Genomic DNA, 13,429 nt, shown 5'->3' with positions numbered 1-13,429 from the left:
CCCTGCCCGCCGGAGGCACTTCAGATATGATTGTTTATGCCTCCGACGGGCAGGAAGGGGTTATGGAGTCTAGGTGGCGGGTGCCGGATGACGGGGTTCTGACTTGGCGGAATCCGGCAGCGTGCGGGGCAGTGTGATGACAAAGGTTGTACCTTTGCCCGGTTCGGACCCCACGGAGATGGAGCCCCCGTGCTGCTGTACGGTCTGTGATGCCACGAAAAGGCCTATGCCGGTACCTGCGGCACCTTTGGAGGAGAAGAAGAGCGTGAACAGCTTTTCGCGCGTTTCTCTGTCCATGCCCACCCCGTTGTCGGTGATACAGAATTCCACCCTGTCCGGCAGGCCGCTGACGGCCATGTGTACTGCATGTTTTTTGTCCGGAGTCCGGTCTGCCGTACAGGCTTCCACGGCATTTTCCAGCAGGTTTACAAATGCGGAGGAAAGTGCGCCGGCATCGGCTTCAAATGTTCCTGCATCGGGAGCAACTTCGATGGTAAAGCGTACTTTCTGCGCTTCAGCCTTGGGTCTGACAAGTGCGGCCACTTCAGGAGCGAAATGCGAAGCCAGAACGACTTCCCAGTTCAGCTCGCGTTTTTTTGCATAGTACAGCAGGTCGAGCACCATTTTGCGCAGCCGGTCTGTCAGGTGTCTGATATCTTCGTAGCTGTCGTGTACCCGCTCGGTATTGTTGCGTTCCAGCCCGGAACCCAGCCTGTATATGCCCCCGTCCAGAGCGGTAAGCAGCCCTTTGATGCCGTGTGCGGTTGAACCGAGCAGCAGGCCGAGGTTGGAAAGTCTGTCCTGCAGCTTGCGCAGCTCCGTGATGTTGGTCGACATTTCCATCACTTCCGTGATGTTGCCTGCGGCATCGCGCAGGGGGGCCGTCCAGACAAGCACGTTGTACTGCTCGCCGGAGCGTGACGTGACCACGGTTTCATACTGATGCGGCTGGCCGTCGTTAAAGGTGCGTTGCACGGGGCAGCCGGTACAGGGCGTCTGGCGGTGTACAAATACTTCGTGGCAGAAACCTCCCACGGCGTCTCCGAAATCTTCACGGAACCTGCGGTTGGCCTCCACCACTCTGAACTGTTTGTCCTGAACGGTGATGTAGCAGGGGGCTTCGTCGAAAAGCTGGCCGTAGCGGTGGCGGGTAAGGCGCAGTTCTTCGTGCAGCCGGCGTGCTTCAGATGTATCGACCGAAATTTCCAGCACCAGTTCCACTTCGCCGTCATTGTCGAGAATGGGGGCGGTGTGCACCAGCACGGGAATACCTTTGCCGGTCTTGTCCACCAGCATTTCTTCGGTGCGGCTGCCGCGTCCTTCGCGTATGGCGGTCAGCACGGGGCATCCGTTACTGTCTTTATCCCGCCCGTAGTAGGCTTCCCAGCTCTGGTGGCCCACCAGATTGCCCAGTTTTTCTCTGTACAGATCGTTTGCGGCGATGATTTCCAGATAGCGGCTGTGCACAGCCACAAAGCAGGGCAGTTCGTTGAACACGCCGCCCAGCGTGCTGTCCATGGCGTTAAGCAGCGCTTTGAGGCCCACGGAAAAACCGTCCATCATCTGCTGGGCGGCCAGCTGCCGTTCGGCCTCCACCAGTCGTGCGGACTGCTCGCGTACTTTGTTTTCCAGGTTTTCAGTGTATTCGCGCAGCTGGTTGCGCATGGAGATGCGTTCATGAGCCCTGTTCAGGGCAATTTCCAGCACGTCGTCGTTGATGGGTTTGGTGATGAAGTCCGTGGCGTCCTGTTTCAGGCTCTGGATGGCCAGCTGCATGTCACCATGGCCGGTGATCATGATGACTTCCACATCGGGGGCGATGTTTTTGACGCGTTTGAGCAGATCAAGACCGGAAAGTCCGGGCATCTTGATATCTGTAAGAATGATGTCCGGACGCGACTGGTCGAACAGTCGCAGGGCCTCTTCTCCGGTGGCGGCCACGGATACATTGTACCCGGCATCGGCCAGCGAAAGCCCGAGGACGGTGCGTATACCTTCCTCGTCATCTACCAGCAGGATGGAATGGCTCATGGGTTCTCCTCGGCGCATAGCAGCGCGTTCCGGCCTGTTCCGCAGAACAGGACCGGCAGTTGCGTCGGGACGCCCCCCCGCGGAGCGCGTCCCGGCGTGCTATTCGTCGTCGGAGGCCTGTGCGGCCTGTGAGCGCTCCTGCTCTCCCAGAGTCTGCCGAATGATCTCAAGCAGTTTGTTGGGATCAAAAGGCTTTTTAAGCGATGCAACGGCATTGCGTATGGCCAGATGTATGCCGGAAAGCCCGCTGATGACAATGACCGGAGTATCTTTGAATGCCGGTTCCTTGGTCATTTTGCGGTAAAAGCGCGGCCCCCACTCGTTGGGCATTTCCAGATCCAGCGTCACGAGATCGGGTTTTTCGCGCTCCAGCACGGCCATTGCGTCCGCCCCGTCAGAGGCGGAGCACGTGGCGTAGCCGTTGTCGCTCAGGATATCCACAAGATATTTGACGATATACGGGTCGTCGTCAACAATCAGAATCTTGTGCGGCATTGCAGCTCTCCTTGTCTTCCCTGTGCCTCTTTGCGTCCTGCTCGTGCGAAGCAAGCACGGTGCGGACAGTGTTCAGCAGCTTTTCGGGGCACGGCGGTTTTTCCATGTATGCCTGCGGCGGCGGCAGCTGCCCCTGCGCCACGCCTATCATGGCAAGCGCGTGGGCAAAAGTGCCTGCACCCACAGCCGACAGCATTATGACCGGCACATTGCACAGTACAGGGTCAGAACGCAGGCCCCGGTACATTTCCAGTCCACCCTTGCGGGGCATCATCACATCCAGCACCACAAGGTCGGGTTTTTTGGTGCGGGCCTTTTGCAGCCCTTCGCTGCCGTTGCGGGCGGCTTCCACTGTGTAGCCGCCCGTTTCGAACAGCGTCTTCAGGTAAAACCTGAAGCTCATTTCATCATCTACAACAAGAATGTTCTGCGGCATGGCCGCCTCCCGCGGAAGGGCTAGGCCGCCACTTTGTCGGGATGCACCACGCTGGCCACCGGACACGCCGAGCGCAGTACCACCTGCTCTACGGTGCTGCCGATTTCGGCCTGGTCGGGATTAACTTCCTTGGTGTGATGCGCCATGACCACAAGGTCGGCCTTGCGTTCTCTGGCGTATTTCAGAATCTCGACATAGGGAGTGCCCTCCCAGATATCGACCTGATAGTTGTCAAAGTCGCCCATGTGGCGCAGGTAGCGTTCCTGCATCTGGGCGTGGGCTTTTTCCAGTGTGCGTTCCAGCTCTGCCTGACCGGGAAAAACCCCCAGTCGTGACGCATTGATGTCGAACGCATGGAAGAGGTAAAGCCGGGCGTTCACTTCTCTGGCGGCGCTCAGGGCAAACTTGAATGCCGAATCCGCCGCTTTGGAGAAGTCTGTGCAGAAAACGATGTTCGAGAACAGGTTCCAGCAGGTGGTGCAGGGACGGTTGACAATAAGCACCGGACAGCGGGCCACGCGGGCCACGCGCTGCATGGTGTTGCCGATGATGCTGCGTGTGCGTGCGGCGCCCGGATCGTCTTCACGCGTGTTTGCGCCCATGACAATCAGATCCACGTCATTCTGGCGGGCAAAGCGCAGCACTTCGGTGTGCGGCACCCCTACAGCCAGTTCTATGCTGGTGTTTTTTTCAAAACCTTCCATCTGTTCGGCGTAGGTGCTTTGCAGTTCTTCCACCACCCAGTCGCGGTAATCGCCGTCGGCGTGTTCTTCTTCGCCGGAGCGAAGGTCACGCACCATGTGGCTGAAGCCGCGGCTGGGTACGCCCATCACATGGAACACATACAGTTTGGCACCGTTGCGCCGCGCCAGATCAAAAGCAACTTTTGCCGCGTTGTCACAGGCCGGAGAAGCAGAAGTGGCGAAGAGGATTTTTTTGAACATATGCTACCTCCTGAGGCTGCATTGCTGGGAGCCACCCTGGAAGCCTATCTCCCAGGCTATGCCTTCGATGACGTCGAACAGGCTGAATGCGGTTTCGCAGTGCAGTACATCCGGCCTGTCGCCAAATACGGTATGTTTCACGCCGCCCAGCGTCAGGGGCATATCGAGCAGCCGGTCCAGAGGGATGAACCGCAGCTCGTGCTCCGTTGCGCCATGTCCGTCCGTGCCCCGCAGGGTGGTGAAGGTCTGTACTGCGGGATTTCCGGGAAACCCCGTCAGCTCTATGGTCCGTGTCAGTTGCAGCAGACCGAATGCCGGTGTGCGGCATCCGTTCTGCGGTGCATTGCGTACTTCGGCCAGTGCGGTCTGCAGAAAAGGACTTATGCGTGCCAGATCAGGGTATCGTTGCAGCATCTGCATGACGCTGCGCAAGGTTACTCCTTCTTCCAGCCGGACCACACTGCCCAGCCAGCTCAGCGGGTCCTGCGCTGCGCCGCCTTGGTGCGGCTGCAGATGCCCTGTAGTGCTGATGCTGACGGTGTGCATGTGCAGTCTTCCTTTACGAGGGCCACGGCTTGTGGCAGCCGCCGCAGTTGGCTGGGCCTTTGCCCGCGGACTGATGACAGCCCATGCACTGGCGATGGTAGGCCCGGCGCAGCGGAGTGCGTTTGCCCTGCGCTTTCACGGCGTGGCAGTCGGCACAGGGCACGCCTTCGCTGGTTACTTCCAGCGACTGTTTGCCGTCTTCTTCGCCGTGATGACAGACCGCGCAGTCGTTGAGACCGGCTTTTTCGTTATGCGCATCGTGGTCGAAGACCGCTGCCGGACGTGTAAGCGGTTCCAGCGCACTTGTTGATACGGTGATGATGCCGTCGGGCATGGCCGCCAGCGCGTATGAAACGGCGGCGGTCAGCACGGCGAGGACAAAGAACGTGCGTCGCAGCATATGACCTCCCTGCACCGCGCCTATTCGGCGCCGGGCTTTTCCATGCATTCGTAGATGAGGTCGCCCAGAAATTTGAGCGACATGCCCAGCTCGTAGTGATGGACAATGTCTTCCAGCCCGCCGTGGCAGTTGTGGCAGGGGGCTATGATGACGCCCACTTCAGTGCGTTTGAGCTGCTCCGCCTTGGCGCGGTTGCCTTCCACACGTACGTTTTTGAACGGGGGACCGCAGTTGATGACTCCGCCGCCCGCACAGCAGCACAGGTTGTGCTCGCGGTTGGGGGTCATTTCCACCACGTTGGGACACAGGAAGCTGACCACCTCGCGCAGTTTTTCCGTCAGGCCGCGGCCGCGGATGATGTTGCACGGATCGTGGATGGTCACAGGCTCTTCAAACTGTTTGGCCAGCTTGATTTTGCCCTGAGTGAACAGCTCCCAGAAAAACTCCACGGAATGAACCACGGGTACGGGGTGCCATTTCCAGCCCAGCCAGCGGTTGCCCACATCGTAAATGGACCTGAAGGCATGGCCGCATTCGCCCATGACAATACGTTTTACCTTAAGGCGCTGTGCTGTTTCAAAGTGGGCCCGTTTGACCCTGCCCATTATTTCATAATCACCTGAAAACATGGCCATGTCGCTGTTGTCCCAGCCGGGAGTCTGGGGCAGCGTCCAGTTTACCCCGGCCTGATCAAAAATGACACCGGCCTGATAGATGAGCTGTGTGCGGAATTTAGGCTCCGGTGCGATGACCGAATACATGATGTCCGCCCCTTCTTTTTCTATGGGAAAGCGGACTGTGGGTATTTCATCGCGGGCTTCTTCTTCCTGCCACTGCAGGCTGTCTATCCATTCGTCTTCTTTGACCCACATCTGGTTCATGGTGCCGGAATGGCTGTGTGCGGTATCCTGAATGTACAGCGGCGTGACACCCAGTCTGTGGCAGATGCGGCGCACGGTGCTCATTATGTATCCGGTGTCTATGCCAACCGGACAGTAGTGGGTGCAGCGGCGGCACAGGTTGCATTCGGTGTAGGCCAGCTGCGCCATCAGATAGATATCGTCAGGGGTGAGCCTGCCTTCCGAGCGCAGGATTTTCCACATGGTCTGTTCCACCTTGCCCACGGGCGAATAACTGGGGTCGCCGTCGTGCGAAAGGTAGTAATGACAGGCGGGAGCGCACATGCCGCAACGCATGCATGTTTCGGCATACACTTTAAGCCGTGCGCCGGTTTCGCCCTGAATGACGCTTTGGATGACGCTCTGAATGCGGTCCGGGGTAAGCGCCGCTATGCCGCGCTTCAGCCCTTCGTCCTCAATTTTCCGGTCGGCAATGCCCATTTTGCAGCCTCCTCAGGGATTTACCAGTCGCGGCACTGGCGTACGCCGCCAAATTCCGAGCCCATGTATGCGCGAGTAAAGGGAATGAACAGCGCATGGCTGAGCCGTGTGAACGGGATGGCCACCAGCACCGCCTCGCCAGAGAGCACATGCAGGGTGCTCAGTATCAGGTTGTCGCCCACCAGATGCGTGGCCATGAATCCGGTGAGAAACGGCAACGCCACGATGCCCAGCGCCACCCAGTCTGCAGGGCGGGTGACAAAGCGCACATTGGCATTGAACAGCCTGCGGTAGGCAAAAAACAGGCATATGCCCAGCACCGCAAGGGTCATGATATCCGCCACGGGGTCGGGCAGGCTCCAGAAATCAATGCCGAAGGCATAGTCCCACAGCACCACGTGCGATGAAAGGAAGATGGCCACGGCGAAAAAGCAGATGTGAAAGATGAATGTGAGCACCGTGACCGCGGGGTTTTCGCGCCAGCCGATGCTGCCGAAGGGGATTATCCAGTGCATGATGGAGCGCAGGCTGTATTTCCAGCTCATGTACGCCACGGCGGAACCGTCTTTTTTTTGCGCCAGACGCACCATGGAAAAAATACGGTAGGCGCTGCCCGCAATGAATACGGCCCATGCCGCCCATGCAAGCGGCCCCGAAACAAAGTTGTAGAAAGCCGTCACGACTGCCTCCCTTGCTATTGGAGTTGCTTTACGATGCGCACAGCCTTGCCGTTGCGCACACCCCGCAGCAGCAGTTTGCGGCCGTCAGGACTGAAAACGGGGTCAAAGGCCGTGTCGAATGCTTCGGCGGCGGGGGCGCCGTCCAGCAGTACGACGTATTTCCCGTTGCGTTCCACGCGTGCCGCCACGCGGGTTCCGTCGGGGCTGAAGACAGGCTGCCACGCCATGTCATAGGTGCCGCGCCACGGTTTGCCGTCCACCACAACCTGCCAGAGCGTGTTGTTGTCGCTGGCCAGTGCGGCGGCTCTGTCTCCGGAAGGGGAAAGAACCATATCTGTCACCACAGGGGCGCGGAACGTCCAGGGAGTGTCATCCAGAGAGACGGTGAACATGCCGTATTCCGGCGCAACCACGGCCCACAGGTGGCTGCCGTCCGGACTGTAGCGCAGGTTCCAGCACTGCGCATTGCGTGCCTTCCACAGCATCTGTCCGTCCAGAGCCACGCCCCACATGCCGTTCTGACGCACGGGAGCCGCCACACCGCCCGATGAAGGGTGAAAGCAGGGTTCCCAGACGCACTGGTAGTTGATTGTCCACGGGGTGCCGTCCACCGCGATGGTGTAGTCGTGCAGATTGCGGCGGACCTGCACCGCCACGCGGCGTCCGTCGGCGGAAAAGACAGGAGTCCAGCAGTTTACAAAATTCACGGGCCAGGCTTCGCCGTTTACAGCCACGCTGTATATGCCTTCCTGAAACGTGGCGACATCCGCCTGTCCCATGGAGCGGGTCTGCACAACGGCTGCCGTCTTGCCGCCGGCGGGGCTTATACAGTAGTTGTTGGCGTTTTCGTACAGGGTTTCCCACGGGGTGCCGTTCAGCACCATGCCGTATTCACCGTCCTGCTGCGCGGGGGCGGCAATATCGCCGGAAGGGCCGAACATGGTGCTCCACAGGTAGCCGTAATGCCCCGGCCATGCCTCTTCTTCCACCAGCATGGTCCATTCGCCGTCTTCCTGCACCAGAGCGGTAAGCCTGCCGTCCGGCGAAAAGCGGGGCAGCCATATCTTGTCGTAGGTGGCTTCCTGTGTCTGGTCGTTGATCCGCAGCGAAAATGTGGTTTCATCAAGCGCCGTCACAGCGGCAAAACGCTCGCCGTCGGGCGACGCCTGCAGCTCTTCCTGCCACAGGTGACCTTCCTGCGGAGCGGTCGAGGCCATGATGGTGCGCTCTCCCGATTCCCAGTCCCATGCGTCTGGCAGTTGCATGTCCGCCTCCTTCTTCCGCCGTATCACGCAGAACGTGTGCTGTTGTGCAGAGTGATTTAATGGTGTGATGTTTTTCCGTTATTTCATAACTCTATCTTTTGGGTAGACATAGCATAAAAAACCATTTTGTGAAGCTTTTATTTGATTTTATATAACTATACTGTAGTGGTGGAGTATTTATTTATACCAATGTGGTAGTAAATAGTGTGTGTAAAAATGCATACTATACCTGTTTGGTATAGAATTATGTGTTCCGCTTTCTGCAAGACGCTTTTTCGTTGCAGGCGTTATTTTGTGTTTTGTTGTGTGCTGCTTTGTTTCAGCTCTTAGAACAGGGGGTGTTTTACGGTGTGGCACCTTTTTCAGGTATGCAGCGTTGCGGGACCGGCAGCGGGCGGGCGGTGATCTGCATGCATGGCGCAGCGGGCGGGCAGGCATTAAGCCGTTTCTTTTATCCGCCGGTAACACGGCGCAGGTGTGCGCCTCTGCACAGCCGGAGGCGGGGCGGGGTGTATGTGTGCCCCGTTGCCGGGCACGGCGCGCACCGCAGGTTGGTTGCAGTGTCGGATTGAAACAGTATGAACAGAAAATGCAACGGGACCGGAAAGCGGTGCCGTTGCATGAGGCTAAGCGCGGAAAGGACGGGCCAAGGGGCGGAATTACATGAGGCGGGCGCCGTCGGGGACGGGCGCGTCCGGCGCGATGAGGACGATGCCGCCCTCGTGGTCTGCAAATCCGGTAACAAGGCATTCGGACATGAAGGGGCCGATCTGTTTGGGCGGGAAGTTGACAACGGCGACAATCTGTCTGCCTTCAAGCTGCTGCGGAGTGTAGTGCGCGGTTATCTGTGCACTTGACCGGAGCGTGCCGATTTCAGGGCCGAAATCCACCCACAGGCGGTAAGCCGGTTTGCGTGCTTCGGGAAAGGGTTCTGCGCGGCGGATGGTGCCTGCGCGCAGCTGTACCTTGTCAAAGTCGTTCCAGCAGATCTGTTCCATGCTGTCCTCCGCGCCGCGTATACGGCATGACAAAACAGCGGAGCCGTAACGGCTCCGCTGCATCGTGTGTCAGTTTTTGAGGCTGTGAATGGGCGCGGGCATCCGTCCGCCCAGCCTGATGAATTTTTCCGATCCGCCGCTGCCGGGTACAGGCATGATGGCGGATTCGCCCAGCAGTCCCCCGAAGGAGACCGTATCGCCCGCTTTTTTGCCGGGAACGGGTATGATACGAACTGCCGTGGTCTTGTTGTTGATCATGCCTATGGCCATTTCGTCGGCAATGATGGCCGCGATGGTGGCCGCGGGGGTGTCGCCGGGAATGGCTACCATGTCCAGCCCCACGGAGCACACGCTGGTCATGGCTTCAAGTTTTTCCAGCGTCAGCCGTCCGGTGGCTGCGGCCTCGGCTATGTTGAGGTCTTCGGAAACGGGGATGAACGCGCCGGAAAGGCCGCCCACGTGCGAGCTGGCAAAAGCGCCGCCTTTTTTCACGGCATCGTTGAGCATGGCCAGCACGGCAGTGGAACCGGGCACGCCGATGGAAGCAAGGCCGACGCTCTGGAATATTTCGCCGACGGAATCACCCACCTGCGGCGCGGGGGCCAGTGAAAGGTCTGCCACCCCGAAAGGCACCCCGAGGCGCTCGGCCACTTCGCGGCCGATGATTTCGCCCACGCGGGTCACCTTGAACGCCGTACGCTTGATGACTTCGGCAATGTCGCCCAGAGACCTGTCACCGCTCTGCATGGCACGGTCTATGGCTTTTTTGACCACGCCGGGGCCGCTTACCCCCACGTTGATGACCACATCGGGTTCGCCCGTGCCAAGATAGGCGCCGGCCATGAAGGGAACATCCTGCGGTATGTTGGTAAAGACCACCAGCTTGGCGCAGCCGATGCCGTCACGGTCGGCGGTGCGGCCGGCAATCTGCACTATGGTGTCGCCCATCAGTGCCACGGCATCCATGTTAATGCCGGAGCGCGAAGACCCCACGTTGACCGAGGAACACACCCTGCCTGTGGTGGCCAGGGCTTCGGGCAGGGCGTCTATAAGCGCCCTGTCGCCTTTGGTCATGCCTTTTTCCACCAGCGCGGTGAATCCGCCCAGAAAGTCAACACCGGCGTTGCAGGCAGCCTTGTCCAGCACCTGCGCGGCGCGCACCATGTCGTCAGGGCCGAAAGGCGCTCCCACAACGGCCATGGGGCTTATGCTGATGCGCTTGTTCACAACGGGTATGCCGTATTTTTCGCCCACTTCGTCGCAGGTGGCCACCAGATGCTCTGCATAGCGGCTGATTTTGTCCTGCACGCGGGTGGCGAAACGGTCGAAATTGTCGCTGGCGCAGTCGAACAGGCTGATGCCCAGCGTTACGGTGCGCACGTCCAGATGCTCGTTGCGGAGCATGTCCAGCGTGCTGATTACTTCGCGATCGGTAAGCATTGTATATCCTTGCTGGTATGATGCGCCTATACGGGCAGCACGCGGTGTATGGCTTCAAAAATATCGCGGTGTTGCAGACTTACGCGCACACCCAGTTCCGCCGCCTTGTGTTCCAGCGCGGTTCTGAACTCTGCATTGTTTACAGAATGCGGCACGGAAATTTCGAACATGATGAGCGCATTGCCTGTATTCTGCCGTTTGATGGCCTTCAGGTTTTCAATGTTTACGCCGCATCCGCTCATGACGCCCGTGATGCCGGAAACAAGTCCCTTGCTGTCGGGGCCGTCCAGTGTGACAACAAACGGGTCGGACTGCTGCGCCGCACCGGCGCCTGCTTCATGTTCGCGTATGAAGCAGCCCAGCCCCTGCCATGCCATGTGCGTGGTCAGCGCATCGCGCAGCGCCTCCACGGTGAGGCGTTCGGGAAGACCGGCTATGAACAGCGCCGCGAACGCTCCCTCAAGAATGGTCTGGCTGACCTCTACAATATCGCAGTCAAGTTCATGCAGACGCTGCGCCACGGTGTTCACTATGCCGGGGCGGTCACGTCCGATGATGGAAACGACAACTTTGTTCATGTCGGGTCAAACTCCCTTGTATATTGGATGTGCCACAGTGCAGCGGCGGGCGGCGGCTGTCAAGCGGCAGCGGCAGCCCCCCGCGGGGAAGTAAGCTCTGCTGCCGTGTCCCGCGGGGACATTGCGCAAAAAAAGTCATGTGGGAGCACCGTGCATGCTGTATACCGCTGCAAAGGGAAACAGCATTATGCAGGAACACGCGCACGAGACATACCGCATGCGTATCATGCGGGCCATACTGTGGCTGGAAGAGCATATGAACGAGGCTGTGAGTCTTGATGATATGGCCGCGCAGGCTCATTTTTCACCGTACCACTTCCACCGGATATTCCGCGGAGTGGCGGGAGAATCGGTGATGGCCTACATACGGCGGCTGAGGCTGGAAAAGGCGGTGCACCGTCTGGCTTACGGCAGCGCTTCAGTGACCGACATCGCCTTTGATGCCGGATACGAAGCGCATGAAGCATTCAGCAGAGCTTTCAGGGCACAGTTCGGCATGTCTCCCTCCGCGCTGCGCAGGCATGTGCGAAAAGCGGGAATGATTCCCGCCGGAGTTCTGGGAGAATCCGCCATGACCAAAGTGGTAGCCGGTTTCACGTTGGAAAGTCTGGGGCTGGAGCCTGAAGTGAAGGTTCTGGCTCCTGTCCGGGTGGCCTTTGTCAGACACACCGGCCCGTATGCGCAATGCGAGGCTGCCTGGAAAACCCTGTGCGACTGGGCGTTTCCGCAAGGGCTGGTGACGGCACAGACACAGTTTATGGGCATCTGCTACGATGACCCCGAAGTGACCGCACCGGATAAAATCCGTTACGATGCCTGCATATCGGTGCCGGATAATGTGCAGGCTGAGCATCCTGTGGCCATACGCGAGGTGGAAGGCGGCGAATATGTATGCGCCGTGTGGAAAGGCCCCTACACAGGGCTGACCAATGCCTATGCCGCGTTGTGCGGGCAATGGGGCGGCCGTTCCGGCAGAGAATTCCGCGCAGCGCCCAGTGTCGAGGTGTATCTTAATGACTGCACATCAACGCCGGAACAGGAGTTGCTGACGGAAATCCGCATGCCGCTGATGCCGCGCTGAGGGCGGCGGCTGTGAACAGAATATGCCCGCGGTTCTGCCGCGGGCTTTTTTACGGCTGGTCAGGGGGGGGCTGGGGCTGGTCAGGGGTTGGTCAGGGGTTGGTCTGGGGGCAGCTCACATGCCTTCGCCCAGCGCACGCACGGGGGCATGGCGGGGGCATGTGACCAGATGGTCGTTGACCATTCCGGTCGCCTGCATGAGCGCATACACAATGGTGCTGCCCACAAAATTGAAGCCGCGTTGCTTCATGTCCCTGCTTATGCGGTCGGACAGCGGAGTGGTGGCGGGTACCTCTTCTATGCTCCGCCATTGGTTCTGTACGGGACGTCCCCCGGTAAACCGCCATATGTAGCTGTCATACGAGCCGAATTCTTCCTGCACTCTGAGAAAGGCACGGGCGTTGCGCACCGCCGAGGCTATTTTCAGCCTGTTGCGGATGATGCGCGTATCCTGCTGCAGGGCGGCCATGCGCGATTCGTCAAAAGCCGCCACGGCTGCGGGATCGAATCCGGCAAATGCGCTGCGGTAGCCTTCGCGCCTGCGCAGGACTGTCAGCCAGCTCAATCCTGCCTGCGCCCCTTCCAGTACAAGAAACTCGAAATGTCTGCGGTCGTCGCGTACCGGAACGCCCCACTCGTGGTCATGGTACGCTGTTTCCTCCGGTGTTCTGGCCCACGGGCAGCGCGTATCGTGCGCAGGCGCATTCATGGGCCGACCGCCTTCAGCACAAGCTGCGCCGTACCGGCAGCGCCCCGCGTGAGCACTGCATGCCGCGTGTCGGTGATGAACAGCAGCCTGCCGCCGGAGCGGATTTCTGCTGCCACCGCATAGCTGTGGCGGGGGTCGATGCTTTGCGGGTCATAGGCCACGCGGAATGCATACGGCGGCGGACCGGCAAGGGCCATGGTCTGCACTCCGAGCGCCTGTGCGGGAGCATCGGCACGCGAAACATCAAGCAGCCGTACGGTCAGTTCCGCATCCGGCGGCAGTATGATGCGTTCTCTGTACAGCACGGTGCCGCTGACTGTTCCGAGATTGTCAGGCGCGGGGGTCTCCGTCTTCTGTGCGGCGGCACAAGCCGTCAGCAGCAGGGCCGCGGCGCAAAGCATTGCGGCGCATATGGCGGTGCGGACTCGGCTGCGCAGGGCCGCCAGTGCTGCGGGCAGGGCAGCGGGCAGTGATGTGGCCATGGTCA

15 protein-coding genes are annotated in these 13,429 nt (G+C 59.6%); 1 reads left to right on the top strand and 14 read right to left on the bottom strand.

Going from position 1 to position 13,429, the window contains the following annotated elements:
• Positions 1–69 precede the first annotated feature (69 nt).
• From H586_RS0117260 to H586_RS0117205, 12 genes are all read right to left on the bottom strand, one after another.
• Entirely contained in the window at positions 70–2,031 is a 1,962-nt protein-coding gene (locus H586_RS0117260; protein WP_011369377.1) for a hybrid sensor histidine kinase/response regulator, read from the bottom strand.
• A 99-nt stretch (positions 2,032–2,130) separates the two neighbouring features.
• Positions 2,131–2,526 (bottom strand): DVU0259 family response regulator domain-containing protein, encoded by a 396-nt coding sequence (gene divK, locus H586_RS0117255; protein WP_011369376.1) that lies wholly within the window; start codon positions 2,524–2,526, stop codon positions 2,131–2,133.
• Complete coding sequence (locus tag H586_RS19750; RefSeq protein ID WP_011369375.1) at positions 2,501–2,962, bottom strand: response regulator; 462 nt, start codon at positions 2,960–2,962, stop codon at positions 2,501–2,503. The genes divK and H586_RS19750 overlap by 26 nt, the downstream gene beginning before the upstream one ends.
• 20 nt (positions 2,963–2,982) lie before the next feature.
• A complete protein-coding gene (locus tag H586_RS0117245; protein WP_027182636.1) occupies positions 2,983–3,906 on the bottom strand; it encodes a universal stress protein in 924 nt (307 codons plus the stop codon).
• 3 nt (positions 3,907–3,909) lie between these two features.
• On the bottom strand, positions 3,910–4,452 hold the full coding sequence (locus tag H586_RS0117240; protein ID WP_011369373.1) for a hypothetical protein: 543 nt from the start codon (positions 4,450–4,452) through the stop codon (positions 3,910–3,912).
• 13 nt (positions 4,453–4,465) lie between these two features.
• Positions 4,466–4,852 (bottom strand): acidic tetraheme cytochrome c3 TmcA, encoded by a 387-nt coding sequence (gene tmcA, locus H586_RS0117235; protein ID WP_011369372.1) that lies wholly within the window; start codon positions 4,850–4,852, stop codon positions 4,466–4,468.
• A 20-nt stretch (positions 4,853–4,872) separates the two neighbouring features.
• A complete protein-coding gene (gene tmcB, locus H586_RS0117230; protein WP_011369371.1) occupies positions 4,873–6,192 on the bottom strand; it encodes an electron transfer complex ferredoxin TmcB in 1,320 nt (439 codons plus the stop codon).
• Between the two features lie 20 nt (positions 6,193–6,212).
• Positions 6,213–6,872: a TmcC family electron transfer complex membrane anchor subunit gene (gene tmcC / locus H586_RS0117225; protein WP_027182635.1), complete on the bottom strand. Its 660-nt coding sequence runs from the start codon at positions 6,870–6,872 to the stop codon at positions 6,213–6,215.
• 14 nt (positions 6,873–6,886) lie between these two features.
• The gene (gene tmcD, locus H586_RS0117220; protein WP_011369369.1) at positions 6,887–8,137 is read right to left on the bottom strand and encodes an electron transfer complex subunit TmcD; all 1,251 of its coding nucleotides are present in this window, start codon (positions 8,135–8,137) and stop codon (positions 6,887–6,889) included.
• Positions 8,138–8,796: 659 nt separating this feature from the next.
• Positions 8,797–9,135, bottom strand: coding sequence for a tRNA-binding protein (locus H586_RS0117215; protein WP_011369368.1), 339 nt, complete (start codon positions 9,133–9,135; stop codon positions 8,797–8,799).
• A gap of 69 nt (positions 9,136–9,204) precedes the next feature.
• Positions 9,205–10,575 carry a PFL family protein gene (locus H586_RS0117210; protein ID WP_011369367.1) on the bottom strand — a complete coding sequence of 457 codons (1,371 nt, stop codon included), beginning with the start codon at positions 10,573–10,575 and terminating at the stop codon, positions 9,205–9,207.
• 26 nt (positions 10,576–10,601) lie between these two features.
• A complete protein-coding gene (locus H586_RS0117205; protein WP_011369366.1) occupies positions 10,602–11,153 on the bottom strand; it encodes a glycine cleavage system transcriptional repressor in 552 nt (183 codons plus the stop codon).
• 154 nt (positions 11,154–11,307) lie between these two features.
• On the opposite strand from H586_RS0117205, the gene H586_RS0117200 reads away from it, so the two are divergent.
• Positions 11,308–12,234, top strand: coding sequence for an AraC family transcriptional regulator (locus H586_RS0117200; RefSeq protein ID WP_234702991.1), 927 nt, complete (start codon positions 11,308–11,310; stop codon positions 12,232–12,234).
• A gap of 114 nt (positions 12,235–12,348) precedes the next feature.
• Here the strand turns inward: H586_RS0117200 and H586_RS0117195 are convergent, their stop codons facing one another.
• Positions 12,349–12,942, bottom strand: coding sequence for a DNA-3-methyladenine glycosylase I (locus H586_RS0117195; protein ID WP_027182633.1), 594 nt, complete (start codon positions 12,940–12,942; stop codon positions 12,349–12,351).
• Positions 12,939–13,424 carry a YbaY family lipoprotein gene (locus H586_RS0117190; protein ID WP_011369363.1) on the bottom strand — a complete coding sequence of 162 codons (486 nt, stop codon included), beginning with the start codon at positions 13,422–13,424 and terminating at the stop codon, positions 12,939–12,941. Before H586_RS0117190 ends, H586_RS0117195 begins: the two co-directional genes overlap by 4 nt.
• Between the last annotated feature and the right edge of the window lie 5 nt (positions 13,425–13,429).

Origin of the sequence: Oleidesulfovibrio alaskensis DSM 16109 (assembly GCF_000482745.1) — a bacterium.
In the GTDB taxonomy this organism is placed as follows: domain Bacteria; phylum Desulfobacterota; class Desulfovibrionia; order Desulfovibrionales; family Desulfovibrionaceae; genus Oleidesulfovibrio; species Oleidesulfovibrio alaskensis.
Note: the sequence above shows the minus strand (reverse complement) of the source record. Positions and strands in the feature narration are given on the sequence as shown.